Annotated in this window: 23 protein-coding genes; 9 read left to right on the forward strand and 14 right to left on the reverse strand. The window is 69.2% G+C overall.

Annotated elements, in window-relative coordinates; translation table 11 throughout:
* Positions 1-30: 30 nt before the first annotated feature.
* The 3 genes from ABD089_RS00710 to ABD089_RS00720 form a co-directional block, all read right to left on the reverse strand.
* On the reverse strand, positions 31-1,971 hold the full coding sequence (locus ABD089_RS00710; protein WP_343884226.1) for an ABC transporter ATP-binding protein: 1,941 nt from the start codon (positions 1,969-1,971) through the stop codon (positions 31-33).
* Positions 1,968-3,860, reverse strand: a complete 1,893-nt coding sequence (locus ABD089_RS00715) for an ABC transporter transmembrane domain-containing protein (protein ID WP_343884227.1) — start codon at positions 3,858-3,860, stop codon at positions 1,968-1,970. Before ABD089_RS00715 ends, ABD089_RS00710 begins: the two co-directional genes overlap by 4 nt.
* A 104-nt stretch (positions 3,861-3,964) precedes the next feature.
* Positions 3,965-5,203 (reverse strand): hypothetical protein, encoded by a 1,239-nt coding sequence (locus ABD089_RS00720; protein WP_343884228.1) that lies wholly within the window; start codon positions 5,201-5,203, stop codon positions 3,965-3,967.
* A gap of 93 nt (positions 5,204-5,296) precedes the next feature.
* Here ABD089_RS00720 and ABD089_RS00725 point away from each other — a divergent pair, with 93 nt between their 5' ends.
* Positions 5,297-5,896, forward strand: a complete 600-nt coding sequence (locus ABD089_RS00725) for a TetR/AcrR family transcriptional regulator (RefSeq protein WP_343884229.1) — start codon at positions 5,297-5,299, stop codon at positions 5,894-5,896.
* Here ABD089_RS00725 and ABD089_RS00730 read toward each other — a convergent pair.
* Complete coding sequence (locus ABD089_RS00730; protein WP_343884230.1) at positions 5,851-7,170, reverse strand: DUF4921 family protein; 1,320 nt, start codon at positions 7,168-7,170, stop codon at positions 5,851-5,853. The two genes, ABD089_RS00725 and ABD089_RS00730, sit on opposite strands and share 46 nt — an antisense overlap.
* Before the next feature lie 418 nt (positions 7,171-7,588).
* Here ABD089_RS00730 and ABD089_RS00735 point away from each other — a divergent pair, with 418 nt between their 5' ends.
* Both ABD089_RS00735 and ABD089_RS00740 read left to right on the forward strand, forming a co-directional pair.
* Positions 7,589-8,191, forward strand: coding sequence for a WhiB family transcriptional regulator (locus ABD089_RS00735; protein ID WP_343884231.1), 603 nt, complete (start codon positions 7,589-7,591; stop codon positions 8,189-8,191).
* Between the two features lie 109 nt (positions 8,192-8,300).
* Entirely contained in the window at positions 8,301-9,065 is a 765-nt protein-coding gene (locus tag ABD089_RS00740) for an HAD family hydrolase (RefSeq protein ID WP_343884387.1), read from the forward strand.
* Between the two features lie 27 nt (positions 9,066-9,092).
* Here the strand turns inward: ABD089_RS00740 and serS are convergent, their stop codons facing one another.
* Together serS and ABD089_RS00750 are read right to left on the reverse strand one after the other, a co-directional pair.
* Positions 9,093-10,367 carry a serine--tRNA ligase gene (gene serS, locus ABD089_RS00745; RefSeq protein ID WP_343884232.1) on the reverse strand — a complete coding sequence of 425 codons (1,275 nt, stop codon included), beginning with the start codon at positions 10,365-10,367 and terminating at the stop codon, positions 9,093-9,095.
* Between the two features lie 28 nt (positions 10,368-10,395).
* Complete coding sequence (locus tag ABD089_RS00750; protein WP_343884233.1) at positions 10,396-11,130, reverse strand: response regulator transcription factor; 735 nt, start codon at positions 11,128-11,130, stop codon at positions 10,396-10,398.
* A 121-nt stretch (positions 11,131-11,251) separates the two neighbouring features.
* On the opposite strand from ABD089_RS00750, the gene ABD089_RS00755 reads away from it, so the two are divergent.
* Entirely contained in the window at positions 11,252-12,826 is a 1,575-nt protein-coding gene (locus ABD089_RS00755) for a bifunctional phosphatase PAP2/diacylglycerol kinase family protein (protein WP_343884234.1), read from the forward strand.
* Positions 12,827-12,860: 34 nt separating this feature from the next.
* Here the strand turns inward: ABD089_RS00755 and ABD089_RS00760 are convergent, their stop codons facing one another.
* From ABD089_RS00760 to aat, 6 genes are all read right to left on the reverse strand, one after another.
* Positions 12,861-13,916, reverse strand: coding sequence for an LLM class flavin-dependent oxidoreductase (locus tag ABD089_RS00760; protein ID WP_343884235.1), 1,056 nt, complete (start codon positions 13,914-13,916; stop codon positions 12,861-12,863).
* 294 nt (positions 13,917-14,210) lie between these two features.
* Positions 14,211-14,648: an SRPBCC family protein gene (locus ABD089_RS00765; RefSeq protein WP_343884236.1), complete on the reverse strand. Its 438-nt coding sequence runs from the start codon at positions 14,646-14,648 to the stop codon at positions 14,211-14,213.
* Positions 14,648-15,562: a prephenate dehydratase gene (gene pheA / locus ABD089_RS00770; RefSeq protein WP_343884237.1), complete on the reverse strand. Its 915-nt coding sequence runs from the start codon at positions 15,560-15,562 to the stop codon at positions 14,648-14,650. The genes ABD089_RS00765 and pheA overlap by 1 nt, the downstream gene beginning before the upstream one ends.
* A 59-nt stretch (positions 15,563-15,621) precedes the next feature.
* Positions 15,622-16,230 carry an HAAS signaling domain-containing protein gene (locus ABD089_RS00775; RefSeq protein ID WP_343884238.1) on the reverse strand — a complete coding sequence of 203 codons (609 nt, stop codon included), beginning with the start codon at positions 16,228-16,230 and terminating at the stop codon, positions 15,622-15,624.
* A gap of 36 nt (positions 16,231-16,266) precedes the next feature.
* Complete coding sequence (locus ABD089_RS00780; RefSeq protein ID WP_343884239.1) at positions 16,267-17,130, reverse strand: Fpg/Nei family DNA glycosylase; 864 nt, start codon at positions 17,128-17,130, stop codon at positions 16,267-16,269.
* Positions 17,123-17,842: a leucyl/phenylalanyl-tRNA--protein transferase gene (aat, locus tag ABD089_RS00785; protein WP_343884240.1), complete on the reverse strand. Its 720-nt coding sequence runs from the start codon at positions 17,840-17,842 to the stop codon at positions 17,123-17,125. Before aat ends, ABD089_RS00780 begins: the two co-directional genes overlap by 8 nt.
* A gap of 183 nt (positions 17,843-18,025) precedes the next feature.
* Here aat and ABD089_RS00790 point away from each other — a divergent pair, with 183 nt between their 5' ends.
* Positions 18,026-18,706 (forward strand): EcsC family protein, encoded by a 681-nt coding sequence (locus tag ABD089_RS00790; protein WP_343884241.1) that lies wholly within the window; start codon positions 18,026-18,028, stop codon positions 18,704-18,706.
* 72 nt (positions 18,707-18,778) lie between these two features.
* Here ABD089_RS00790 and alr read toward each other — a convergent pair whose 3' ends face one another.
* Complete coding sequence (gene alr, locus ABD089_RS00795) at positions 18,779-19,975, reverse strand: alanine racemase (protein ID WP_343884242.1); 1,197 nt, start codon at positions 19,973-19,975, stop codon at positions 18,779-18,781.
* A gap of 143 nt (positions 19,976-20,118) precedes the next feature.
* Between alr and ABD089_RS00800 the strand changes: the two genes are divergently transcribed.
* Genes ABD089_RS00800 through ABD089_RS00815 form a run of 4 tightly spaced genes read left to right on the forward strand, consistent with a single transcriptional unit; the run spans position 20,119 to position 24,182 of the window.
* The gene (locus ABD089_RS00800) at positions 20,119-20,781 is read left to right on the forward strand and encodes a LuxR C-terminal-related transcriptional regulator (RefSeq protein ID WP_343884243.1); all 663 of its coding nucleotides are present in this window, start codon (positions 20,119-20,121) and stop codon (positions 20,779-20,781) included.
* Between the two features lie 44 nt (positions 20,782-20,825).
* Positions 20,826-22,355 (forward strand): protoporphyrinogen oxidase, encoded by a 1,530-nt coding sequence (gene hemG / locus ABD089_RS00805; RefSeq protein WP_343884244.1) that lies wholly within the window; start codon positions 20,826-20,828, stop codon positions 22,353-22,355.
* Complete coding sequence (locus ABD089_RS00810) at positions 22,352-23,575, forward strand: TIGR04053 family radical SAM/SPASM domain-containing protein (protein WP_343884245.1); 1,224 nt, start codon at positions 22,352-22,354, stop codon at positions 23,573-23,575. The genes hemG and ABD089_RS00810 overlap by 4 nt, the downstream gene beginning before the upstream one ends.
* A 7-nt stretch (positions 23,576-23,582) precedes the next feature.
* Positions 23,583-24,182: an HAD-IA family hydrolase gene (locus ABD089_RS00815; RefSeq protein ID WP_343884246.1), complete on the forward strand. Its 600-nt coding sequence runs from the start codon at positions 23,583-23,585 to the stop codon at positions 24,180-24,182.
* Positions 24,183-24,201: 19 nt separating this feature from the next.
* Here the strand turns inward: ABD089_RS00815 and ABD089_RS00820 are convergent, their stop codons facing one another.
* Positions 24,202-24,813 carry a peptidyl-tRNA hydrolase gene (locus ABD089_RS00820; RefSeq protein WP_343884388.1) on the reverse strand — a complete coding sequence of 204 codons (612 nt, stop codon included), beginning with the start codon at positions 24,811-24,813 and terminating at the stop codon, positions 24,202-24,204.
* Positions 24,814-24,818 lie beyond the last annotated feature (5 nt).

Consider the following 24,818-nt stretch of genomic DNA (forward strand, 5'->3'; position numbering starts at 1 on the left):
CCCTCGACAGGGCTCGGGGATCGCGGAAGGTCAGCTGGTCCAGGCGCGCCACAGCCCGGCGTACTCACCGTCGCGTGCCATCAGCTCGTCATGGCTGCCCAGTTCGGCGATCCGCCCGTCGATCACCACCGCGATCCGGTCTGCGTCATGGGCGGTGTGCAGCCGGTGCGCGATCGCCACCACCGTGCGTCCGTGCAGCAGGGAGGCCATCGAGCCCTCCAGGTGCCGCGCGGTGGTGGGGTCGATCAGGCTGGTCGCCTCGTCGAGGACGAGCGTGTGCGGGTCGGCGATCACCAGCCGGGCCAGCGCCACCTGCTGCGCCTGCGCCGGGGTGAGCACCTGGTTGCCGGAACCCACCTTGGTGTTCAGCTGCTCGGGCAGCCGCTCCACCCACTCGGAGGCGTCCACCGCCCGCAGCGCCGACCACACCTCGTCGTCGGTGGCGGACTCCTCCCGGGCCAGCACGATGTTGTCGCGCAGGCTCCCGACGAAGACGTGGTGCTCCTGGGTGACCAGGGCCACGTCGGTGCGCAGCCGGTCCAGCGGCAGGTGCATCACGTCCACACCGCCGACGGTGACCGCGCCGGTGCGCGGGGCATTGATGCCGGCCAGCAGCCGCGCCATCGTCGACTTGCCCGAACCGGACGGCCCGACGATCGCGAGCCGCTCCCCCGGCACCAGTTCGAGGTCGACGCCGTGCAGCACGTCGTGGCCCTCGCGGTAGGCGAACCGCAGGTCACGGCCGACCAGGTGCTCGTCAACCGGAACCTCATCGGTCGAGGTGCGATCCTGCGGCACGGACGCGATGCCGAGCAGACGGGTGGTGGAGGCCATACCGACCTGCAGCCGGTCCATGGTCTGGATCATCCGGTCCATCGGTTCGATCAGCTGCTGGGTGTACAGCGCCGCGGCCGTGATCTGCCCCAGTGTCACCCAGCCGTTGGCGTGGCCCCAGGTGCCCAGCAGGACGATGAGTGCCAAGGGCCCTTGGTAGGCGTAGTCCATGCTCAGGAACATCAGGTTCCGCAGCGTCATCGTGTAGCGCTCGGCCTGGGCGGAGTTCTCGATGTCCTCGTCCGTGCGCTCCGTCCGCTGCCGGTCCAAACCCAGCGCCTCGATCGTCCGGGCGCCCTCGATGGACTCCGTCAGGCCGGTGTTGATGCGCGAGTAGGTGCCGCCCTCGGTGATGTACCCCTTGGGCGCGTGGCGCAGGTAGGGGCGCACGACCACCACCAGCAACAGCACCGACGCGAGCGACGGCAACGCCAGCAACCACGAGTTCCAGAAGACGGCGACGAAGGTGAGCACAAGCGTCACCACCGAGATCACCAACTGCGGCAACGCCCAGCGCACCGCCTCCGACATGGTGCTGACGTCGCGCGTCACGCGGGTGACCAGGTCACCGGTGGAGGCCTGTTCGACGGTCGACAGCGGCAGCCGCAGCACGAAACGGACAACGTACTCACGCGCTTCGGCCAGCAGGTCCTGCCCGAAGATGGACGAGGTGAACCGGGCGCCATAGGTGAGCAGCGCCTGCGCCACGACGACGGCGACGACGACCAGTGCGACCTGGTTGAGGCTGTTGGCCAGCCCGGCTCCCTCGCGTCCGGCCCGGTCGACGAGGTTGCCCAACAGCCTGGGCACCAGCAGCCCGGCGACGCCGGCGAGCGCGTTCAGCAGCACCAACAGCAATGCGACCGCGCGGCGCTTGGCCAGCAGCCGCCGAACGAACGCCACCACGGCCGAGTCATCGGCAACGGGAAGACCACGTTCGGGGTTGCGGCTGGTGGCCCAGAAGGCCTCGGCGCGCTCGCGCCGCGTGAGGAATCGCTGGTGCCAGCCCTGCATCCGTCCGAAATAGCCCTTGTTCAGGTCGACGCGCAGGTCGTCTGGCACCCGGTCGACCCGGGTGCGGTCGTCGCGCCAGGTCTCGGCAGAGCTGGCCAGCAGGTCGATGCTCGCGGGGCTCATCGCTGGCCTCCTTGGGTCTCGTCGGTGTGTGCGGAGTGCTTGGGGCCCTCGGTGCCGCGCGCCACCAGCGCGCGATAGTCGTCGCGGGCGAGCAACTGTTCGTGGGTGCCGTGGGCAACGGCCCGCCCATCGGCCACCAGGACGACGTCGTCGGCGTGGTGCAGCCACAGCGGGGAGACGGTGGTGACGACGGTCGTGCGCCCGCGGCGGAGCTCGGGGACGCGTTGCGCGATCCGGGCCTCGGTGTGGGCATCGACGGCCGAGGTGGGTTCCACCAGGACGAGCACCTCCGGCTCGGCCAGCAACGCACGGGCCAGCACGAGCCGTTGGCGCTGGCCGCCGGACAGCCCTCGTCCGCGCTCGTCCAGACGCCCCTGCCAGCCGCCCGGGAGCGCGTCGTAGACGTCCTCGGCGGAGGCCGCCCGCAACGCGGCCTCGGCCTGCTCGCGTGTGGATCGTCCATGCGGGTCGAGCAGTTCCTGCAGGGTCCCGGCGAAGACCAGCGAGCCAGTGTCGCTGACCAGCACCGTGCGACGCAGTTCGGCGAGGTCGACGCGCGACAGGTCGACGCCGCCGATGGTGACACCCCACTCCTGGTCGGCGGCCTGCTCGTCCTCGGCCGCGATCTGGTCGCGGAGTTCGGCCTTCTCGGCACGGGCGCGCTTGGCCGCGCGTCCCTTGAGCCCCTCCTCGATCTCGAGGCTGACGGGCTCGGTGGCGGCAGGAAGATAGCGTCCGAGCCGGTCGGCCAGCGCGGCGGTGCTGTCTGGGACGGCGCTGACCAGGACGGTCAGCCGACCGGGCTGGATGCGCAGCCCGGAGGGCTCGTCGACGATCTGGGCGGCGCTCGGGATCGCCACCGGGGCGGCCGGCTGGTTCCACGGCGGCTGCTGCCCCAGCACGGCGATCGTCTTCTTCGCGGCGACGGTCGCTTGCACCCACTTCTGCGCGAACTCGAAGATCGTCGAGATGGGCCAGACCAGGAACATCGCGTAGCCGAAGAAGCTGACCAGCTGCCCGATGGTCAGCCGTCCGGCGATCAGTTCGCGGGCGCCGAGCCAGGTCAGGGTCACCAGCAGCAAACCGGAGAGCAGGACGCCGAGTGAGTCCACCGCGGCCTGCCAGGCACCCGTCCGCACGCCCGCGGAGCGGACCCGCTGCGACTGCGCCGCGTAGTTCTGCCCGAAGGTCTGCTCGCCACCAATGCCGCGCAGGATGCGCAGGCCCGCCACGATGTCGGTGGCCATGCCGGTGAGCTCGGACGACCGTCCGCGCTCGGTCGCCTGGGCGCGCTGGAGCGGACGCAGGAGCGGGGAGGCAGCGCCCACCAGCACCGGCGCCGCGACCAGCGTGACGATGCCCAGCACGAAGGACTCATTGAGCACCAGCACCGCGACGAAGATGAAGGCCACCACGGCGGCGATGGTGCGGGCGACGATCTCGGCCAGCGCGCCGAAGGTGTCGGCGTCACCTGAGGCCACCGAGAGCATCTCGCCGGCGGGGGTGCGGCGCGGGGCCACGTGGCCCATCTGCACCACCTTGCGCAGCACCAGCTTCATGGTCTTGTACATCGCGACCAGCCAGGCGGTGACCACCGCGCTGTGCATCGCGACGCCACCGACGACGCCGACGGTGATCGCCACGGCCATCCAGGCCGCCCACTTGAGCGCGGCCACCATGTCGTGGCGCATGACGCCATTGTCGATCGCCTGGCCGAGCAGCCAGGGGTTCACGGCGCTGGGGACGAACCACATCAGCCCAAGCACGGTGCACAGCGCCAGCAGGTCCTTCTGACCCCGCAGCACCCAGCGAAGGAAGGCCTGCGGCGAGCGGGTGTCGGGGTCGTCAGGGTGCGGCCGGGCGCCATACAGCTGGCTGCGTGAGCGCACGCTGAATGCTTCGGTGGTCGGTGGGAATGTCTGCATGTCGGGGCCCACCCTAGAGGCGGGCCCCGACACTTTTCACCGGGTTTTCAGGGGCCTGCCAAACAGGTTCATTCGGCCTCGACGGCACCCTGGATGTGGATGACCTCGTCGTCGCGGTGGTGGCCGACGACCAGCAGCACCATTCCAACGAGCAACCAGCCCAGCAGCACCAGCCAGCTGGTCAGTTGGGGAGCGTCGGGGAAGTAGGACTCGATGCGCATCAGGTTGCCTGCGGCACCGGGGACGAAGTACTGGCCGATCTGGCCCCACGCGCCTGGCAGCCACTCCTTGGGCATGGCCAGCGACGAGATCGGGTTGCCGACGAACATCGTGACCACCGCACCCAGGGCGATGCCGGGCTGGCCGAGCAGGGCCTGGGCGCCGGTGATGAAGGCGGCGGTCGCGGCGATCGCGGCACCACAGACGGCCCAGATCATCGCGAAGCTGCCGGTGACGAAGCCGAACCAGGTGTGCAGCACCAGCGCGAGGCCCAGGCCACCGAGGATCCCATAGCCGAGTACGGCGACGGCGCGACGCTTCCAGCCGACGACCAGCATGGAGATCATCACGCCGCCGATCATGCCGCCCATCGCCAGCGGAAGGCCGGCGATGGCGAAGCCGGAGCCGCGCGAGTCGCTCGAAGCCAGCGGGACGATGTCGGCCACCTGCACCGACGGGGTGGTGATCGCCTCGACGGCGGCCTTCTGCTTGACCACCTCGGCGGCCAGTGTCTTGGCCTGGGCCTGGGCGGTGGCGAGCTGGGTGGCCAACGCCTTCTGCTGGGCGGCGGGCAGGGACGCCTGCACCTGAGCCAGCGTCTGGGCGGAAGCCTGCGCTGCCGCGGCCCTGGCGGCCGTGGTGGCGAGTTGCTGGGCAGCGGTCTGCTTGGCGGTGGCCGCGACAGTCATCTGCTGGGCGGTCATCTTCTGCGCCATCTGCGCGAGCATCTGGGTCGCGGCGGACGATCCGGCCGAGGCGGTCAGCACCTGGGTGGCCTCCCCCGCCTTCGTCGGCATGATGACGGCGCCGTAGACCTCACGCTGCTTGATGGCCTCCTCGGCCTCGGCGGTGCTGGGGTAGCTGGTCAGTTCGAAGGGATCGTCTGCGGCATCAAACGCCTGCTGGAGCTGGGCCTGCTGCTCGCTGGTCGCGACGACGCCCAGCGGCATGTCCTTGACCTTGGCGGTGTAGGTGGGCCAGCCGAAGGCCAGCAGCACGAGGACGACGACCAGCGAGGCGCCGAGGATGGTGCGGATGGTGGCGTTCCACGTCGAGTGGACCTGCGGGGTGGTGACCGAGGACGACATCGGGCTTCCTTCCAAAAAGAATGTTCGTTCTCCATGGTGGGGGCTCTCCACGGGGCTGTCAAACTGAACATTCGTTTTGTTAAGCTGCCTCTCATGCCAAAGGTCTCCGACGAACACCGGCTCGCCCAGCGCGACCGCATCCAGCACGCCGCGATCGCGGTGGCACGCCGAAAGGGCGTACAGGCGGCGACCATGGCCGAGATCATCGCCGAGTCCGGGCTGTCGGCCGGTGCCATCTACGGCTACTACGCCAGCAAGGACGACCTGATCCTCGACCTGGCGCAGACGGTTCTCGGCTCGCGGATCGGGATTGCCGAGGGCCTGCTCGGCCTGCCAGAGGTCCCACCCCCTGCCGTGGCGATGCAGGTCCTTATGCGTGACCTCCCTGAGGACTGGCTCGCTGGCGGCCTGATGCTGCAGTTCTGGGGCGTGGCCGCCGCAGACGACCGGATGCGCGAAGCCGCACTCGAACTCGGCCATACGATGATCATGGTGATGGAGCGATACCTCACCGCGTGGTACCACCACGGAGGTGCCGATGTCGATCAGGCAGCTGCCATGGCCGGGAAGGCCACTCCGGCCATGCTGGCCCTGGCTCAGGGCTACATCATGCAGCGCAGCATCGGCCTGCTGACCGACTTCACGCCCTACGGCGAAGCCATCGAGCAACTCGTGGGCAATGCCCCCCGCTGAATGCCGCACTCGTCCCCCAGCCGGACGTCCGCGATCGCCCTCTGTTGCCGCAGGGTGCGCAGCTTGGGCAACAACCGATCACGCAGCGACCAGGGCGAGATGGTGTTGAGGTAGATCCCGGTGCTGCCCTCGAAACCGGCCAACGTCGAGATGCGCCACACGACCTCCACCCGCCAGGGCACCAGCTCGGCGACATCGGGAGGGCGGTGCGTCCACTCCTCATTGCACGGGATCTCTGGGCCGGACGCTGCGTGCATCGCATGGACGAGGTCCGACATGGCGGCGACCTGCTCGTCCGACTGCTCCCACGGACGACGGCTGGACCGTGACCAGACCTCGACGGTCGGATAGCGGTGCCCGAACCCCACCCAGGCGACCGCATGGTCGTTCTCGGCCAGCACCAGACCATGCTCGAGGGCAATGTCGAGCCCCAGCACATTGCAGGCATTCGCGTCCCGGGCCAGTGCCGCGGCGATGGCTTCGACGTCCTGCCCGTGCTCGTCGATGGCCACGACCTGTTTGTGCAGGTGGTCGAAGGATGCCCCGGCCGGTTTGAGCCAGTTCTGGAAGGTGGCGACGTAGCGGACGTGTGAGTTGGCCCGGTAGAGGTGCGCCATCGCGTCCAGCGTCATCCGCAGGTACTGCCGGTGCTCTTCGACAGCAAGGGTTCCCGAGGACGCCAACTGGTCGGTGGAGACGGCCTCTTCGACGAAATGACGGCGCGGTACCACGAGCTCATGGCCACTGGAGAACCATCCCAGTGAGATCTTGACGATTTCCTCAAGACCATTCTCCTTTTCAATTCCCGCAGCCTTTGCCCGTGCCTCCACAAGGGCCGTGAGGTGGCGTTCTCCAGCCTCGTCGGACACATAATCGCGCGCCCGCTGCTCGTCCTCGGCCGGGGGCTGAAAACCGTGGTTCTGCGTCCAGTAGGGGAGGGGCAGGATCTCGAAGAGATTGGGAATGCGCCGAAACTCGGCCACGGTCTCCTGTAGTTCACGGGCCATCAAGCCCTTGACCTCCATCATGGTGCCGGACGCGTTCACCACTCGTGACTTCTCTGGGGGCGTGTCCAGGTAGCGCTCGCTGCAGAAGGCGCAGAAGCGGCGCTCCTCGCCGGCGAGCAAGGGACGCGCGTCGATGGTTGGGCTCGCCAGCGGCCTGTTGCCTCGCCCTGGGACGGTCCACACCTGCGTCCCCGTGAAGGGATTGCGCTGCTTGGTGGTGCCGTCGGGCAACGCCACGAGCGCCTCATCGGGTCGTACACCAGCCATGCAAGGAGACTAGCCTCCGCCAACCCACCACGAACCCAACTCCGTGTCGAAACCTGTCCACTGGCTGAGACTCAGTATTCACTTTCGGCCAGAACTTCGCAGCAATTGCGCAGTCATGACCCTCGCATACGGAACATGTCCGGCCCCAACGCGTTTCACCTTCGCCCATTGAGAGTTCAGCGTGAGTCCATCAAATGTTGAATCAATCATCCCCTCAGAGCATGAGTATCGATACTCAGATCAGCGTAGGTGTGAGCACCAGCCCCGCTCAGTGGAAGGGGTTTTGCGTGAGTCGATTGGCCCAAGGAGTTCGTGCAAGTCTAGGAATGCGGGGGCGAAATGTCGGGAACGGAGCAGGTCTCCGTCTCGTCGGAATGTGCGGTACACCCCTGCTGCACCGACAGAGAGACGAGCAGTCATGAGCCTTGAGATCACCACGGATGTGAGCAGCATGACCCACGACGGGCCCGCGCCCTGCGCCACCAACAGCGAGTTGTTCTGGCATCCCCTGGTGGAGGACGCGCGCCCGGCTGGCAGCCCCGGCGAGCGTCGCGAGCAGCAGCAACTCGTGACCCGCGCCCTCCAGGTGTGCAGCGGCTGCCCCTTGGTCCAGCAGTGCCTCTACCAAGCGGTGGCCGAGCACAATGTCTCGGGCGTGGCGGGTGGGACGACCCCGCGCCAGCGGAGTCTGATCCGTTCCCACCTGGGTCTCCACGTGGCCGACGAACGCCTGGACGCCTTCGCGAGCACGCCCGGCGGGCGGGGTCTCGACCACCTGGCCGTGCTGCGGATGCGGCTGTCCAACCCGAACGAGAGCCTCGAGAACCTGGCGCACCGCCTCGGCTGCAGTCTGTCCACCGTCAAGCGTCACCTACGCCGCGCCCGCGAACTGTCGAACAACACCCATCCGGCGCCCCACCTGCAGTCGGTGCAACCGAGCCGGGAACAGGTTCTGCACGCAGCGCGCGTCGTCCTGGGCGGCGGACGCCCCGAAGCGGTCCGTTCCCAGCGGGCCGCCTGAGGCAGCTCGGGCCGGGTCACATCCGAGTGGGTCAGGTCCGGGCCACCAAGAGTCAACCTTCTGGAAACCCGGGCGTGGCACTGTGGTCTCCATGACCTTTCGACCACACCTGGTCGCCTTCGACATCGACGGAACGCTCGTCGACCGCGAAGGGCGGCTGCCGGACGAACTGGTGGAGGCCGTGGGGCGCATCAAGCGCAGCGGCACCCCCATCGTCTTGGCCACGGGCCGCAGCTGGATCGACGCGCTGCCGATCCACGAGGCACTGAACCTGCCCGCCGGCCCGAACATCGTCTCCAACGGCGCAGTCATCTGTGACTACCCGCCTTTTCGCCTGCGCAAGCAGGTGACCTTCGACCCGGCACCGGTCATCCAGAAGGTGGCGACCCTCGCACCACACCTGCACATCGCCGTCGAGGACCCGAACGGTGGCTACCGCCTCAACCAGCCCTTCCCTGACGGTGAGCTGCACGGCCCGATGAACCTGCAGAGCGTGGACGAGCTGTGCTCCTCGCCCGTGGTGCGCGTGATCATCCGCGACCCCAACGGCTCGTCCGACGACTTCAAGGGTCTGGCCAAGCAGCTCGGCATGCACGAGGTGAGCTACTTCATCGGCTGGTCCGCGTGGCTCGACATTGCGCCGATGGGCGTCACCAAGGCCACCGCGCTCAAGCAGGTGGCTGCCTGGCTGGGTGTCAAGCGCAAGCGCGTGCTGGCACTTGGGGATGGACGCAATGACGTCGAGATGCTGAAGTGGGCCGGTCGAGGGGTCGCGATCGGCGACGCCCCGCCCGAGGTGCAGGAGGTCGCCGACCACGTCACAGGCCTGTTCGACGAAGGCGGGACCCTCGCCGAGATCAACCGCTGGTTCTGAGCCGGTCGAGCGCGCGCCCCAGGGCTTTCAGGCCTTGGGGACGAGCTTGTCCAGACCGCCCATGTAGGGGCGCAGGGCCGCGGGGACGTGCACCGAACCGTCGGCCTGCTGGTGGTTCTCCAGCAGCATGATGATCATCCGGGTCATCGCGCACAGCGTCCCATTCAGGGTTGCGACCGGACGCACACCGTCCTCGAAGCGGCCGCGGATGTTGAGCCGGCGCGCCTGGAACTCGGTGCAGTTCGAGGTGGACGTGATCTCGCGGTAGCGGTTCTGGGTGGGCAGCCAGGCGTAGCAGTCGTACTTGCGCGCCGCGGACAGGCCCAGGTCACCGGAAGCGACGTCGAGCACCTGGAAGGGCAGCTCGAGGGCGGTGATGAACTCCTTCTCGAAGCCCAGCAGCTTCTCGTGCTCCGCCTCGGCCTGCTGCGGGTCGCAGTAGACGAACATCTCCCACTTGTCGAACCAGTGGACGCGGAAGATGCCGCGGGTGTCCTTGCCGTAGCTCCCCGCCTCGCGACGGTAGGCGGGGCTGAAGCCGGCGTAGTGCAGGGGCAGGCTCTTCGCGTCCAGGATCTCGTCGGAGTGGTAGGCCGCCAACGGCACCTCCGCGGTGCCGACCAGGTAGAGGTCGTCCTCGGCGAGGTGGTAGACGTCCTGGGCGGCCTGGCCGAGGAAGCCCGTGCCCTCCATCGCGGACGGCTTGACCAGCGCCGGCGGGATCATGGGCGTGAAGCCCCATTCGAGGGCCTTGGCCATCGCGAACTGGCTCAGCGCGAACTCCAGCTGGGCGCCGACGCCGGTGAGGAAGTAGAAGCGGCTGCCGGAGACCTTGGCGCCACGCTCCATGTCGATGGCGCCGAGCATCTCGCCGATCTCGAGGTGGTCACGCGGGGTGAATCCCTCGGCCTCGAAGTCGCGGGGGGCCCCGACGGTCTCGACAATTGCCCCCTCGTCCTCGCCGCCGGTCGGGACGCCGTCGATGACGAGGTTGCCGAGGGTCTTCATCAGGTCGGTGAAGGTCGCGTCGGCCTCCTCGGCCGCCGCCTGGGCGGTCTTCACGTCGGCGGAGAGCTGCTTGGTGCGGGCCAGCAGCGCCTGCTTCTCGTCCCCGGACGTCTTGGCGACCTGGCTGCCGAGCTGCTTCTGCTCGGCTCGCATCGTCTCGAAGGCCTGGATGTTGGCGCGACGGGCCTCGTCGGCGGCCAGCAGCTGGTCCACGACCTCGGGCGATCCGCCGCGAGCCACTTCGGAGCGTCGGAGGCGGTCGGGGTCGGTGCGCAGCAGCTTGGGATCGATCATGAGTCCCAGCGTATCGAGCGCCGGGCGGTCAGCGCGCGGCGAGGGCGCGGCGGACCAGCTCCCGCTGGGCGACGAGGGCCGGGTAGGTGTCACTGGGGCTGATGCCCAGTGACCAGGCCAGCTGCGCCGTGGAGGTGCAGCCGAGATGGGGTGCGAGCTTGGCCTCGAGCGCTGCCAGGTGTTCGCGGGCGACTCCCTGGGTGATGAACATCTCCTGCGAGAGCTCGCGCCAGGAGCGGCCGGCGAGGCGCCCCATCAACACCTGCCACTGACGGTCGGTCAGCATCGGGACGCCGAGCCGACAGACCCCGGCCAGTGCTGGCACCGACGGACTGGTGAACCCGCTCTCACTGCGGGCAACGGCCTCGAGCGCGACGCGCAGGGCCGCCGGACCGTCGGCCTTGCTGACGATGGCCACGGCACCTGCACGCTGCGCTCGCGCCAACACCAGCGGACGTTGCTCGAGGGTGTGCAGGATGACCTGGTAGCCAGCCTGCGTCAGGGCCTCCACCTCGAAGCGCCGGACGAGTCGGTTGCCGTGCCCCTCGAGCATGTTCATCTCGACCAGCAGGACGTCCGCCGGGGGACGGTGGATGAGTACGTCCAACGGATCGACCTCGACCCCAGCCCCCTGCACCTGCGGGCAGGTCGCCGACAACCCCGCGTGTACGACCGCGGCTGGATCCACCACGACGACACGAAACTGGTCCTGCTGGGCCCTGTGCTCGGTGACCGGCGGCAGGAGGGTCAAGGTGGCCGACATCTTCTTCCCTTCGGTGCTCTGCCTCGACACTAGGGCGCACGACATGGATCGTCACGTCATCACAATTGATGACGCTCCCCCGAGCGATCAGCGAACCCACGGCCAATGGCAGACTGGCGCCATGCGCCGCCGGATCTCCAGACACGCCTCACTGGCGGGATTCCTGATGTTCGGCGCGGCGTTCGCGGTGTGGACCTGGGTGGTGCTGCGCACCTCCTGGCTGGTTGCGCTCGACCGCCACCAGCTCAACCCCCACCTGCAAGCCAGTTCCACCGCCGCCCAGTACTGGGCAGCCTTCGCGATCATCACCCAGCCGGGCATCGTCGCCGTGGCCCTGCTCGCCATGGCGGCCTGGGCCTGGCAACGCCGGTTCCGTCGGCTGTGCAGCGCGCTGGTGCTCGGGGTGGGGTTCACCTGGCCGGCGTCGGCACTGGTGAAGCACCTCGTCCACCGGGTTCGGCCCCCGTCCCCGCTGGCTGACGTGGTGACCCACCACGGCTGGTCATACCCCAGCACGCACATGTCGATGGCGATGCTGGCGGCCGTCATGGCGATCGCGGCCATGACCACCACCCGGCAGGCACGGGACATCCTGTGGGCCTGGCGGATCGCCTCGGTGCTCGGCGTGCTCTCGGTCGCCTGCTGCCGGTGGGTGATGAACGCCCACTGGCCGAGCGACATCGTCGGCGGAGCGCTCCTGGGTGGCACGACAGCTTCTCTGGCCGCCTGGCTGGCGGGCCTGCACATGATCCCGGAGCTGGACCGGCCCCGGCGCCAGAGCGGCGTGGCCAGCCGGCGCGCCGCGGTGATCTACAACCCCACCAAGGTCTTCGACCGGGCGACCTTCCGGCGCAACCTGGAGTGGGAGTTCGAGTCCAGGGGCTGGCTGGACCCCCTGTGGCTGCAGACCCGCGCCGATGATCCCGGACGCGAGATGGCGCAGGCCGCGATCAAGGCCGGGGTCGACCTGGTCGTCGTCGCCGGCGGTGACGGGACGGTTCGCGTGGTGTGCTCGGAGCTGGCGTCGACGGGGGTTCGCCTCGCGATCGTCCCGGCTGGCACGGGAAACCTGCTCGCCCGCAACCTCGGCGTCCCGCTGGATGAACCGAGCGCGCTGCACGTCGCCTTCTCCGGCAAGGCTCGTCCGATTGACCTGGTGAAGGTGACGATCGATGACGAACCGGCGTCCGCGGACCACTTTGCGGTGATGGCCGGGATCGGCATCGACGCGCGGATCATGGATGCGACCCGCCCCGAGCTGAAGCGCACCGTGGGCTCGGCCGCATACTTCCTGGCGGCTCCCCAGCAGCTCGCCTCCAACCCGATGGAGCTCACCTTCAGCGTCGACGGCGGTGCCGCCCAGGAGCGCCGCGCGATGATGGCGGTGGTGGGCAATGTCGGTTCGCTGCAGGGCGGGATCCAGTTGTTCCCGCACGCGTCCGCGATGGACGGGAAGCTGGACGTGGTGATCGCCTCACCGCGTCGGATCGTCGACTGGGCGCCGATGCTGGCGAAGGTGCTCACCCGGCGTCCGCAGGACGAAGGCCTGGTGGACGAACTGGCCGGCCGCAACGTGCGCATCGAGGTCGCCGAGCGGATGCCCTACGAGCTGGATGGCGACACGGCTGGCACCGCCCGGGTCTTCGAGGCCGAGGTGGTGCCGGGGGCGCTCCAGCTGATGCTCCCCCGCGACTGACCCGGGTGTTTCAGGCGCAGATGCACGGAACCGATCAGGCCAGCGGGTAGCCGGTGACGGGACCCTCCGTATTGGGCTGCCAGCCCAGCGCCGGAGCGACGTGCTCGGCGAAGGAGCTGAGCAGGTGCAGGTTGAGCTCTGGGCCCATCTGCGAGGGGATGGTCAGCATCAGCGTGTCCGCGCTCATCACGGCGGCGTCGGCCTTCAGCTCGTCGATCAGTTCGTCGGGCTCGCCGACATAGGTCTTGCCGAAGGTGGAGGTGAAACCGTCGATGACGCCCACCTGGTCGCGGCCCTCGCGGCGGAGCTGGCCGAACATGGCCTGGTCATCGGCGTCCACGATCGGGAAGATCGAACGGCTGACGCTGGTGCGCGGCGTAAACAGGTGACCGCCCTCGGTGAAGGCGGTGCGGTAGCGCTCCAGCTGCTCCGCCTGCAGGTCGCCGAAGGACTCCCCCGTGGCCTCGGTGAGCAGGGTCGAGCTCATCAGGTTCACCCCGACGCGACCAGCCCATTCGGCGGTCTCGCGGGTTCCGGCGCCCCACCAGATGCGCTGGGCCAGGTCAGGGACGAAGGGCTCGATGCGTAGGCGTGAGCCCATCCCGAACTGCTTCGGGTCGGCGTCCACCATGGTCTCGCCCTTGATGGCGCGCATGAAGGTGTCGAACTTGTCGCGCGCGAGGTCGGCGCCGCGCGGGTCGGACGAGCCGGTGTAGCCGAAGGCCTCCCAGCCGCGATCGGCCTGCTCGGGCGACCCACGGCTGATGCCGATGGCGAGGCGCTGGTCGGCCAGCAGGTCCAGCTGGGCCAGTTCCTCGGCGAGGTAGAGCGGGTTCTCGTAGCGCATGTCGATGACGCCGGTGCCGACCTCGATGTTCTTGGTGCGCGCCGCGATCGTGCTGAGCAGTGGGACGGGTGAGGCCGCCTGCCGGGCGAAGTGGTGGACGCGGAAGTACGCGCCGTTCACACCGATCTCGTCGGCGCCCTCCGCGATCTCGACGGCGTCCTTGAGGGACTGCTTCGCGTCGGGGTCACCGGGGCCACGGCCAGAGCCGTAGTGGCCGAAACTCAGGAATCCGAATGCCTTCATGCCCCTCCCAACTTGGTTGAGCGGTCAATTATTCCTGGTCGGCCCCGCCAAAACGTGCGCGCGGGTGCGATTCGGCCCCGCCACGGGACCGATTTGCTCTCAGGTGGCGAAATTGGCGGACGGACACTCACCGTCCACGAACTGTTCTGGGGCAGGACATTGGCCCGTCGACAGGGATTCCTGGCGTGGCGCTGGCCGGAGGGACCCTTCGACAGGCTCGGGGAACGTGCAGGGGGGCGGCTCAGGAATGTAGGGGTGCGGCTGGGTGATCGCGCCGGTCGGGGGAACGTCCCGTCAGGCGTTGGCCTCGCACCAGGTGCGGAAGCCCTCCATCGCGTGCTGCGTGTTGGTTCGGAAACCCTCAACGGCGTCCGGGCCGAGGCCCTGCTCCATCCCCGGCGGGAACTCGAAGACGTGGTCGGCGGTCCAGCGCGTCCGTCCGTCCCCGAGGTCATCGAAGCGATTGACGTTGACGTTGCGCACGGGTCCATGACGGTAGACCACCTCGAACTCCGTGGCCTCGACGCGCACCACGTGCTCGACCATCACGCCGTCGCCGGGAACGCCGTCGAAGCGCAGCTCGTTGACTGAACCGGCGCGGCCTCGCTCCCCCTTCACGGTGTCGTGGGAGCGCAGTCCGCTCGTCCACTCCGGCGCCCGGTCGAAGTCGGTCATCAGCTCGACCACGCGTGCCACGGGCGCGGCGATCTCCACCTGGCAGACGTAGTGCATCAGTCGCGCCCCGTCGCACGCAGGGTGCCCAGCCAGTCGGTCGCCAGCCGGTACTCACCGTCGCTGGCGCCGTAGGGCACCTCGGCCGGAACCTCGTCGGCGCGCGGGTAGGAGCCCAGGAAGACCACGTCCTGGCAGACGCGGTGCAGCCCGCGCAGGGCCTCACCCATCCGCTCGTCCAGTACGTGCCCCTCGGCGTCGATGCTGAAGCAGTACGACCCGAGCTGGGTCTTGGTCGGGCGCGACTCGATGCGACACAGGTCGACCCCGCGCAGGCTGAACTGCTGCAGGATCTCCAGCAGCGCGCCGGGTCGGTTCTCGTGCATGTAGGCGACCAGCGTGGTCTTGTCGGCGCCGGTTCGCTCGCTGGGAGCGCCCTGGTGGCCGACCAGGACGAAGCGCGTCACGGCCGCTTCATTGTCGGCGATTCCGGAGGCGGCGGGCACCAGCCCGTACATCTCGCCAGCGACGGCCGCGCAGACCGCCGCATCCCACTGCGACCCTGGGTTGGCGACCTCGGCAGCCGCGGCGGCCGTCGAGCCACCCTCGGTCACCGTGGCCTGCGGGACATTGGCGGCCAGCCAGCCGCGGGTCTGGGCCGCCGCGTGCGGGTGGGTGAGGACGCGTCGCACGTCGGCCAGGTCGGTGCCGGGACGCACATACAGGCCGAACTGGACGGGGAGCAACACCTCCCGGATGATCATCAGCCGCTCGCCGTCGGCCAGGGCATCGAGCGTCGCGGAGACCCCACCCTCGACCGAGTTCTCGATTGGGACGAGCGCGGCCTCCACCTCGCCGGTGCGCACCGCGTCCAGGGCAGCAGGCACCGTGGGATAGGGGCGCGCCTCGTCCTGGGTCACGGTCTGCAGGGCCTGGTGCGTGAAGGTCCCCGCGGGGCCGAAATATCCAAGCATGGGCTCAGGCTAGCGAGGCGGACGCGACCCCCATGCCCACGCTCACCCCCGGATCTGCTTCACCGGCGCACGCGCCGCAGTGCGAATCCGAGCCAGCCGAGCACCAGCAGCTGCGTCACCGCGAACAGGCCGATCAGCATCGGGCCGATGTTGGGCTGGGTCACCGTGTCCTCACAGTTGTCGACCCCTTCGATGCAGGAGGTCTGGGTGACATTGCCCCAGGCCGTCAGGCCCGCGCCCACGATCAGTGGCACCGCCAGACCCAGCACGACCAGGGCGATGATCTTCTGCGGCCAGGAGAACACGCGCGAGGTGAGCAGGCAGTAGACGCCGGCCGCGGCGAGCAGCAGCGCCACCGGCCAGATGACGAACATCAGCTCGGCCAGCACCAGCAGCACGAGCGCCATCACCTCACGTCGCCCGTCCTCGCGCGGCGCCTCGGCAACGGTCGGTGCCGGGGCGACAGCCGCGACGACCTCAGCCGGGGAGCCCAGCCGATCGAGCACGGTACGCGCCTCGGCCTCGGAGTGGACGCTGCCCTGGGCTGCGGTGAGGTGCTCGGTGATGTCGGCGACGACGTCGTGGGCGTCCGTGGCGGGCAGCGCGGAGGCGCGCCGAGTCAGGTCGTCGAGGTAGGCGGAGAACAACGGGTTGAGCTGGGTGGTCATTGGTTCGTCCCCTCCAGGATCGTGTCGACCGAGCCGCTACTTGAGGAGCTTCGACATCCGGCGATCGGCCAGCGGTTTGCCGCCAGTCTGGCAGCCCGGGCAGTACTGCAGGGAGGACTCGGCGAAGCTCACCTCGGCGATCACCGATCCGCAGACCGGGCAGGGATTGCCGGTCTTGCCGTGCACCTGGAGGTTGGTGCGCTTGTCGTCCTTCAGGTCCTTCGCGGCCAGTCCGGCCGCCCGCTCGATCGCTGCCCGAAGTTGGGCCTGCATCATCTGGAAGAGTCGCGTCCGCTCCTCGTCCGAGAGCCCATTGGCGGGCTTGAAGGGGCTGAGCCTGGCGGCCCACAAGATCTCGTCGGAATAGGCATTGCCGATGCCTGCGATCGTCTTCTGGTCGCGAAGTACCCCCTTGAGCTGGGAGCGCCCCGCGCCGGTGATGATCGCGTCGAAGGCGGCCTGGTCGAAGTCATCCGCCAGCGGGTCGGGGCCCAGCGACGCGATGCCGGGCACCTGCGATGGGTCGGTGACCACGTACACGGCCAGGTGCTTCTGCGTCCCCGCCTCGGTCAGGTCGAAACCCGAATCATCCTCGAGCACGACGCGCAGCGCCAGCGGACCCTTGCCCGGTTTGGGTGGCGTCGTGGGCGCCAGCTCATGCCACTTGAGCCAGCCGGCGCGGGCCAGGTGGAAGACCAGGTGCACGCCCTGGGCGTCAACGTCGAGGAACTTGCCGTGCCGCGAGACCTGCTCGACCTCGAGCCCGGCAAGCGCCTCCAGTGGCGGGTCGAAGGTCTTCAGGGCGCTGATCGCGGCCAGCTGGACGCGTGCGAAGCTCTTGCCAACCAGGCGTTTGATGAGGAAGCCGCGCAGGGCCTCCACCTCGGGCAGTTCAGGCATCAGGGGCTCCTTCGACCTCGACAGGCTCGCACATCGTGGTGGGCGGCTCGGGCCACTCGACCGGGGGTTGGTCCAGGGCGCGTTCCAGCAGGAAGAGATAGGTGGGACGCTCGACCTCGACCACCCCGAGCGAGGCCAGGTGGCCGGTCTGCCACTGGACGTCCAGCAGCCGGTCGGGGTTCCCGTCGTCCAGCACCTCGACGAGCCGCATCAGCGCCACCTTGGACGCGTCCCGACCCAGCACCGGGTCATGGAACATGGACTCACCCGCGAACAGCCCGCCGATCGCGATGCCGTACAGACCGCCGACCAGGCGCCCCTCGGCGTCCCAGGTCTCGACGGAGTGGGCGATGCCCTCCTCATGCAACTGGCGGTAGACCCGCCTGATGTCGTCATCGATCCAGCCATGCTCACGCCCCGGGTCAGCGCAGCGCTCCAGCACCAGCCCGAAGGCCGCGTCGATGGTCGTCGTGTACCTCCTGGACGACTTGCGCAGCGAGCGTGGGACGCGCAGACCGTCCAAGGGCAGCACGCCGCGGAAGACCGGCGACCACCAGCCCATCTCGCCGTCGAAGCCGGTCTCGTGCAGGGGCATGGGGAAGACGCCGGAACAGTAGGCCGCGACCGCCAGTTGGGCGTCGAACTCGGCGGAGAAGCCGATCAGGTCCTGCTCCGGCCATTCGCTCTCGTCCCCGAACACCTTGGCCAGCACGCACGCGAGTCTGCCACCGCCCACTGACAGTTTTCGCGAGGCTGCCCTGTGCGACCTACGCCCGTGGCGAAGGGGACGGGATGAGCGGGGCTGCACTCGCCACCTGCTCCCACCGGGCGGCTACCGTGGAACATGACACGTCACCCCGCATCGTGCCGCGACGTGGCAGAACGAGGAGGAACCGTGGCCATCGCCAAGGACATCGGACGTCAGTTGCTCGCGCAGGCCCCCCAGGTCGCGCCCGGAATGGCGAGCACGGTGCTGCGCCGCGCCCTGGACCTGTCGATCGATGGTTTCTCGAAGGTGCCCGGCGCCAAGGCCACCGCCGCCAGCGCCCTGCAGAAGACGACCAACTCCGAGGCGGCGATCGACCTGCTGGTCAAGCAGCACGTCGCCATGGCCGGCGCGCAGGGCTTCGTGACCAACCTCGGCGGCCTGGCCACGCTGGCGGTCTCCATCCCCGCCAATGTGTCCGGCGTCACGATCGTCCAGTGCCGCATGGTCGCCGCCATCGCACACCTGCGTGGCTACGACATCGAGGACCCGCGGGTGCGCTCGGCGATCCTGATGTGCCTGATGGGCCCCGGGACGACGAAGGACGCGATCCAGTCCCACGAGCTGCCCAGCTCCCCGATGGCGGTCGCGACCGCGCCGGTCTACGACTCCGCGCTGGACGCCACCATCGCCGAGAAGGTCTTCTCGAACCTGGTCGAGCAGGTCGGCGGCAAGCGCGTCACCCTGCTGGCCGGCAAGCGGATCCCCGGCATCGGAGGTGCCGTGGGCGCCGGAACCGACGGCTACGCGACCTGGAACACCGGACGCTTCGCGAGGCAGGAGTTCCGGAACCGACGCGCGGCGAGCTGAGCGCTCGACAGGCTCGGGCGGCGCCGTCTGGGCGCTCGGGGATCGTGAAGAAGGGGTCCAGTCTCGCCGGACCTAGTACCAGTTGGCCGAGCCGGCGCCGCGCCAATCCTCGTCCAGGTAGGTGCGGGTGACCCGCGGTGCGATCAGACAGGTGACCTCGTAGCTGATCGTCCCCATCTGGGCCGCCAGCTCATCGGCGTCCACGACCTCGTCCCCGCTGCGCCCCATCAGGACGACCTCGTCACCGACGCGGACCTCCGGCGTGCCCGGGCCGAGGTTGATCATGGTCTGGTCCATGCACACCCGTCCGACGATCGGGTAGCTGCGGCCGCGCACCAGCATCCGTCCCCGGTTCGAGTTGAGCCGCGAGTAGCCGTCCGCGTATCCCACCGGCACGGTGGCGACCCAGCTGTCCTCGGTCGCGGTCCAGGTCCGTCCGTAGCCCACCGACTCTCCCGCAGGCACCTTCTTGACGAAGGACACCCTGCTCACCAGTGACATCGCCCGCTTCAGGTCCACCGGCCGAGCCGTGCTCGCGTCCGGGAAGTAGCCATAGGCAAGGATCCCCGGACGGACCATGGTCATGCCTGCCAGGTCGTGCTGCAGCAGGCCACCCGAGGGGGTGGCGTGCACCAGGTTCACTGGTCCCACCGCGGTGGTCACGGCGTCGACGGTGGCACGGAAGCGCTCCAGTTCGGTGCGGGTGAACGCCTGGTCGTCATCACCCCCCATGTCGCTGACGGGAAGGTGGGTGAAGATGCCCTGCAGGCTGAGGTTCGGGGACGCGACGATGCGCGCGGCCAGTGCCGCCGCACCCGCCGGTTCGACACCGATGCGGCGCATGCCCGTGTCCACCTTGAGCTGCACCGGGTGCTCCCCGCCGAGCCGGGCACCGGCGGCTTGCGCCGCGTCGATGGACGCTTCGTCCACCACGGCCACCGAGATGTCGTGCTCGAGGGCGGTCATCACCTCGTCCCGGAAACAGTGCGAGAGCTTGAGGATCGGCAACCCGACCCCTGCCTCGCGCAGCTCGACTCCTTCCGGGACGGTGGCGACGCCCAGCCAGTCGGCACAGCCGGTGCGCGTCACCATCCGCGCCACCTCCACCGCTCCGTGGCCGTAGGCATTCGCCTTCAGTGCCAACAGCACCGCCCGCCCGTCCGCCAAGCTGCGCGCCTGCGCCAGGTTGTGCCGGATCGCGGCCAGGTCGACGATCGCCCGGGTCGAGTACATGGAGCCAGCGACTCGGGGACCGGGGGTCTGGGACATGGCATCCATCTTGGACCCAGCCGCCCCCCGACAGCGCCATCGTCCAGCCACCCCTTTGGGGGAGAGATGCCAGGCCACCCGCCGACGATCCCAGGTAGGCTCCTGACGAGCAGTTTCACGGTGGACGTGGAATAATCGACAAAGTGATCCACTCGCCGCTGCGCATTGCGCTCATGAACGACTTCGAGATCGTGCTGGCCGGAATTCGCGAGATGCTGGCCCCCCACCGGGACCGGGTCGAGGTCGTGGAGTTCGATGTCAACGAGACCCAGGTGAAGAACCCGGTCGACATCGTCCTCTACGACACCTACGGGCAGGACACTGCGGCGCTGGTCCAGGTGCGCGATGCCCTCAATTCCCAGCGCGTGGGCAAGGTGGTGCTGTTCAGCTGGAACTTCGACGCCAAGCTCGTCGAGGCCGCCCGCGCCGCCGGCGTCTCCGGGGTGCTGGCGAAGTCCCTCACCTCCGACCAGTTGGTCGCCGCACTGGAGAGCATCGCCCACGGCACGCCGCTGGTCAGCCCGCAGCCGCTTCGCCCCCGCGACCTCAAGCCCGAGGAGCGTCGCAGCAATGACTGGCCGGGACGCACCGCTGGGCTCACCATGCGCGAGGCCGAGATGGTCAGCCTGATCTCCCAGGGCCTGAGCAATGCGGAGATCGCCTCGCGCACCTACCTGAGCCCCAACTCAGTGAAGTCCTACATCCGCAGCGCCTACCGCAAGATCGGCGTCCAGCGCCGCTCACAGGCCGTCGCGTGGGGCATCGACAACGGGCTCGTTCCCGACCGGGGCCGCAACTACGCCTGACCCGGCCGCAAGGACGGTCTGACCCTCTCGGTACAGTGCCACGCATGGACGAGCCACGCAGGGACGAGCCGCACATGTCACCCAGGGTCATGATCATCGGAGCCGGTGTCACCGGCCTGGTGGCGGCCCACGAGCTGGGCAAGGTCCGCGGGGCTGACGGCCAACCACGCTTCGACATCACCGTCCTCGAGTCCGCTGATCGCGTGGGCGGGCAGATCCGCACCGTCGACGTCGACGGAGCCCGGGTGGACGTGGGAGCGGAGGCTGCGCATCTGGGCGCTCCGCACGTCGCAGCCCTGGTGCGCGAACTGGGAATTGGGGAGTCGGGCATCGGCGCCGAGCCCGGCAGTTCCGTACTGGTGACCCGCAAGGGCGCCATCCCACTGCCTGAAGGCGTCGGACCCACCGGCCCCACCAAGCTGTGGCCCGTGCTGAAGTCAGGCATCCTCACCCTTCCCGGCATCGTCCGCGCCGGCCTCGAACCGATCACCGCTCGACGCCGCCACAGCGACGACCTGAGCGTCGGCGAGTTCACCCGTCGTCGTTTCGGACGCGAGGTGACCGACACCTTCGTCGACCCGCTGCTGGGCAACCTGCACGGCGGCGACGTCCACCAGCTCTCCCTGCATGCGACCGCCCCGCAACTGGTCGCCACCGCCGCCAATCGCGAGTCGATGGTCTGGAAGAACCTGCGCAACGCACTGCCCGGTGGCAAGGCCAAGGCCGCTCCGGCGCCGACGCAGCCTCGTCGTGCCACTGCCGAGCAACCGCTGCCGATGTTCGCCAACTGGCCCGATGGCCTGTCCACCTTCACCGACGCGCTCGCCAAGGGCTCCCGGGTGCGGCTCAACTCACGCGTGAAGGGCGTCGACCGATCCCCCACCGGTTGGTACCTGACGCTAGCCGACGGCCAGGTGCTCGAGGCCGAACACGTGCTGTTCACCACCCCAGGGCCCGACACGGCACGCCTGCTCAAGGACATCGCCCCCCAGACCGCGGCCGCGCTCGACCAGGTGCGTACCGCCTCGGTCGCCACCGTGCTGCTCGGCTACGACAAGCAGGCCGCGGCCACCAGCCGCATCCTGCGCGAGCACAACGGCGTGCTGGTGCCGAACCGCTATGTGCGCACCATGAAGGCCGCCACGAACCTGGGCCGCAAGTGGCCGCATCTCGGCTCCACCCACCACCTCGTCCGCGCGTCGGTGGGTCGCAGCGACAACGACCTGGCCACCTCGCTGAGCGACGAACAACTCATCCGCCGCGTGGGCGAGGAGTTCGGTGACTTCGTCGGCCTGGACGCTGAGCCGACCTTCGGCGCCGTGTATCGCTGGCCCGAGGCGATGCCCCAGCTCGCGCCGGGCCACCTTGAGCGGATGCGCGTCGCCCGCGAGGAGGTCGCTGCCTTGCACGGCCTGCACCTGGCGGGTTCTTCGGTGGACGGCCTGGGCATCGGCGGCACCGTGAAGTCAGGCCAGCGCGCCGCCGCCGAGATCGTCGCCGCCACAGCCACTGCACCCACCGTTTCCCCGACTGCCAGCAGCACCGCCGTCACGACCTTTGAGGACGCACAGTGACCACCACCTCCCACCCGCACCACGCGCCCCTGGTGCGCACGATCAAGCACGACCTGAACGAGAAGCCCTTCATCGTCATCTGGGAGACCACCCGCGCCTGCGCGCTGGTCTGCAAGCACTGCCGCGCCGACGCGCAGCACCGCGCGCACCCCGACCAGCTGACCACCGAGCAGGGAAAGGCCCTGCTGGACGACCTCGCGGCCTACAACGCCCCTCGTCCGATCATCGTGTTCACCGGCGGTGACGCCTTCGAGCGCGAAGACCTGGCGGAGCTGTGCCGCTACGGCACCGACAAGGGCCTGTCGATCTCGTTGTCGCCCTCGGTCACCCCGCTGGTGACCCGGGAGCGCCTGCACGAGATGCGCGAGGCCGGCGGCAAGGCGATCTCGTTGAGCCTGGACGGTGCCCGCGCCGAGACCCACGACGCCTTCCGCGGCTTCCCGGGCACCTTCGACGCCTCGCTGGAGGCGGCCCAGTGGATGCGCGAGGAGGGTTTCCGGCTGCAGGTGAACTCGACCTTCACAAAGGGCAATATCCACGAGGCCCCCGAGCTGCTGGAGACCGTTCTGGGGATGGGTGCCTTCATGTGGTACACCTTCATGCTCGTCCCCACCGGCCGTGGCGCCGACCTGCAGGCGCTCACCCCAGACGAGCGGGAGGACGTCCTGCACTGGCTGCACGACATCTCCGACCGGATCGCCATCAAGACCACCGAAGCGCCCCAGTACCGCCGCATCGCCATCACCCGCGACCGCCTCAGGGAGGCTGGCCTGCCGATGGAGCCACGCGGCGAGCTGTACCACTACCTCACGGAGGAGACGACGAAGCGTCTGGGCGCGCAGGCCGAGAAGCCCCGCCGTCCGCGGGCACCGATGGCCGTCAACTCGGGTTCGGGCTTCGCCTTCGTCGACCACATCGGCGACGTCTACCCCAATGGCTTCTTGCCGATCCACTGCGGCAACGTGAAGCAGACACCCTTCCATGAGGTCTACAAGGAGTCGCCGGTCTTCCAGGCGCTGCGCCGGCCCGACCAGTTCAAGGGCAAGTGCGGGGTGTGCGAGTTCAACAAGCTGTGTGGTGGCTCCCGCTCGACCGCCTACGCAATGACCGGTGACCACCTGGCGAGCGACCCGACCTGCGCCTACATCCCACCGGCGTGGGCCGCGAAGCTCTCCGAGGGCCCGGTCGACGTGGCCACCAGCCCCCGTCGCATCGGCTAGGCACGCGATGGCGATCCGGGCCGTCCTGTTCGACCTGGGCGGCGTGTTGGCGCACGAGACCGACCAGGTGACGGCGCTTGCCGACACTCTCGGACTCGACCTCGAGGCGGTGCGCGCCAGCTACTGGCAGTACCGACCCGACTACGACTGGGGGCGCTCCACCGACGTCCAGTACTGGTCGGCGGTCGCCGGACGAACCTTGGACGAGCGACGCGCCACCCAGTTGGCGTCCGAGGACTCGGCGCGCTGGATGCGGATCCGTCCGGCGGCCAGGGAGATCCTGGGCGATCTGCGCGACGCGGGGGTCCCGCGGTTCGTCCTGTCGAATGCGCAGGCGCCGATCCAGGCGGCGATCGACGCTGCCGAATGGCGGCACCTGGTGGACGGACGCTTCGTCTCCGGGCAGCTCAGGCTGGCCAAGCCGGGGGCCGCCATCTACCGCCACGTCGAGGACGCTCTGGAACTATCAGGAGCCGAGCTGGCCTTCATCGACGACCGTCCCGCGAACCTCGAGGTGCCGGTGGAACTCGGCTGGCAGACCCACCTGTGGCGCGATGACGCCGACACCCGGGACTGGCTGGTCGGGCTGGGGCTGCTGCCTGCCTGAGCCCTGTGGCCCGGCCGGATCACCACCAGGCGCGGGTGGTCTCCGTCGGGCCCTCGAACTCGGTGAAGCCGGCATCGACCACCTGGACCCGTCCCACATCACTGGCCCAGCGGGCCTCGGCGATGGTTTCGACGCGCAGCCGGAAGTCGTCCGCCTGCCACCGGTCGCGTTCGGTCTCGGTCATCGCCTCCCACGCGAGCTGGGCCGCGTGCCCGCACTGGGCGCAGGCCTTGCCCGTGGTCATCGCCGCCAGCGGCGATACCCCCACCAGCACCATCGCGCCCTCGGTGTGGGAGGTCTGCTCGTCGGGTAGTTCGGTGCCGCTGACCTGAAGCTTGTCCAGCGCCGGCGGCAGCGGACGGGCCGGGCCCGGGACGAAGGCCCGTGCGGCCGCCCGCCCCTGATCGATGGTCACCCCGGGCAGCGCCTGGACGTCGTCCCAGCGCTTGCCACGCGCCCGGCGGACCAGCTTGCAGATGCGCCCATCGCGCCAGTACTCCACGGCTGCGCGCCACTCGCCCTCGCGGGCCTCGGTGGACGCGAGCAGCGAGACAACCGCGCGGGCGGCCGCCTCACAGGCGTCCACCCGCGCGGCGGGATGCTGCTTGTCGTGGCGAAGGGCGATCTGCATCGCCC

Source organism: Luteococcus sanguinis, from assembly GCF_039527675.1.
GTDB lineage: Bacteria > Actinomycetota > Actinomycetes > Propionibacteriales > Propionibacteriaceae > Luteococcus > Luteococcus sanguinis.

Bases quoted from the DNA above. Each gene is read 5' to 3' on its own strand.
- ABD089_RS00710 (WP_343884226.1), bottom strand. From the start codon at position 1,971: ATGAGCCCCGCGAGCATCGACCTGCTGGCCAGCTCTGCCGAGACCTGG.
- ABD089_RS00720 (WP_343884228.1), bottom strand. From the start codon at position 5,203: ATGTCGTCCTCGGTCACCACCCCGCAGGTCCACTCGACGTGGAACGCC.
- ABD089_RS00725 (WP_343884229.1), top strand. From the start codon at position 5,297: ATGCCAAAGGTCTCCGACGAACACCGGCTCGCCCAGCGCGACCGCATC.
- ABD089_RS00730 (WP_343884230.1), bottom strand. From the start codon at position 7,170: ATGGCTGGTGTACGACCCGATGAGGCGCTCGTGGCGTTGCCCGACGGC.
- ABD089_RS00735 (WP_343884231.1), top strand. From the start codon at position 7,589: ATGAGCCTTGAGATCACCACGGATGTGAGCAGCATGACCCACGACGGG.
- serS (WP_343884232.1), bottom strand. From the start codon at position 10,367: ATGATCGATCCCAAGCTGCTGCGCACCGACCCCGACCGCCTCCGACGC.
- ABD089_RS00750 (WP_343884233.1), bottom strand. From the start codon at position 11,130: ATGTCGGCCACCTTGACCCTCCTGCCGCCGGTCACCGAGCACAGGGCC.
- ABD089_RS00755 (WP_343884234.1), top strand. From the start codon at position 11,252: ATGCGCCGCCGGATCTCCAGACACGCCTCACTGGCGGGATTCCTGATG.
- ABD089_RS00760 (WP_343884235.1), bottom strand. From the start codon at position 13,916: ATGAAGGCATTCGGATTCCTGAGTTTCGGCCACTACGGCTCTGGCCGT.
- ABD089_RS00765 (WP_343884236.1), bottom strand. From the start codon at position 14,648: ATGCACTACGTCTGCCAGGTGGAGATCGCCGCGCCCGTGGCACGCGTG.
- pheA (WP_343884237.1), bottom strand. From the start codon at position 15,562: ATGCTTGGATATTTCGGCCCCGCGGGGACCTTCACGCACCAGGCCCTG.
- ABD089_RS00775 (WP_343884238.1), bottom strand. From the start codon at position 16,230: ATGACCACCCAGCTCAACCCGTTGTTCTCCGCCTACCTCGACGACCTG.
- ABD089_RS00780 (WP_343884239.1), bottom strand. From the start codon at position 17,130: ATGCCTGAACTGCCCGAGGTGGAGGCCCTGCGCGGCTTCCTCATCAAA.
- alr (WP_343884242.1), bottom strand. From the start codon at position 19,975: ATGTCCCAGACCCCCGGTCCCCGAGTCGCTGGCTCCATGTACTCGACC.
- hemG (WP_343884244.1), top strand. From the start codon at position 20,826: ATGGACGAGCCACGCAGGGACGAGCCGCACATGTCACCCAGGGTCATG.
- ABD089_RS00815 (WP_343884246.1), top strand. From the start codon at position 23,583: ATGGCGATCCGGGCCGTCCTGTTCGACCTGGGCGGCGTGTTGGCGCAC.
- ABD089_RS00820 (WP_343884388.1), bottom strand. From the start codon at position 24,813: ATGCAGATCGCCCTTCGCCACGACAAGCAGCATCCCGCCGCGCGGGTG.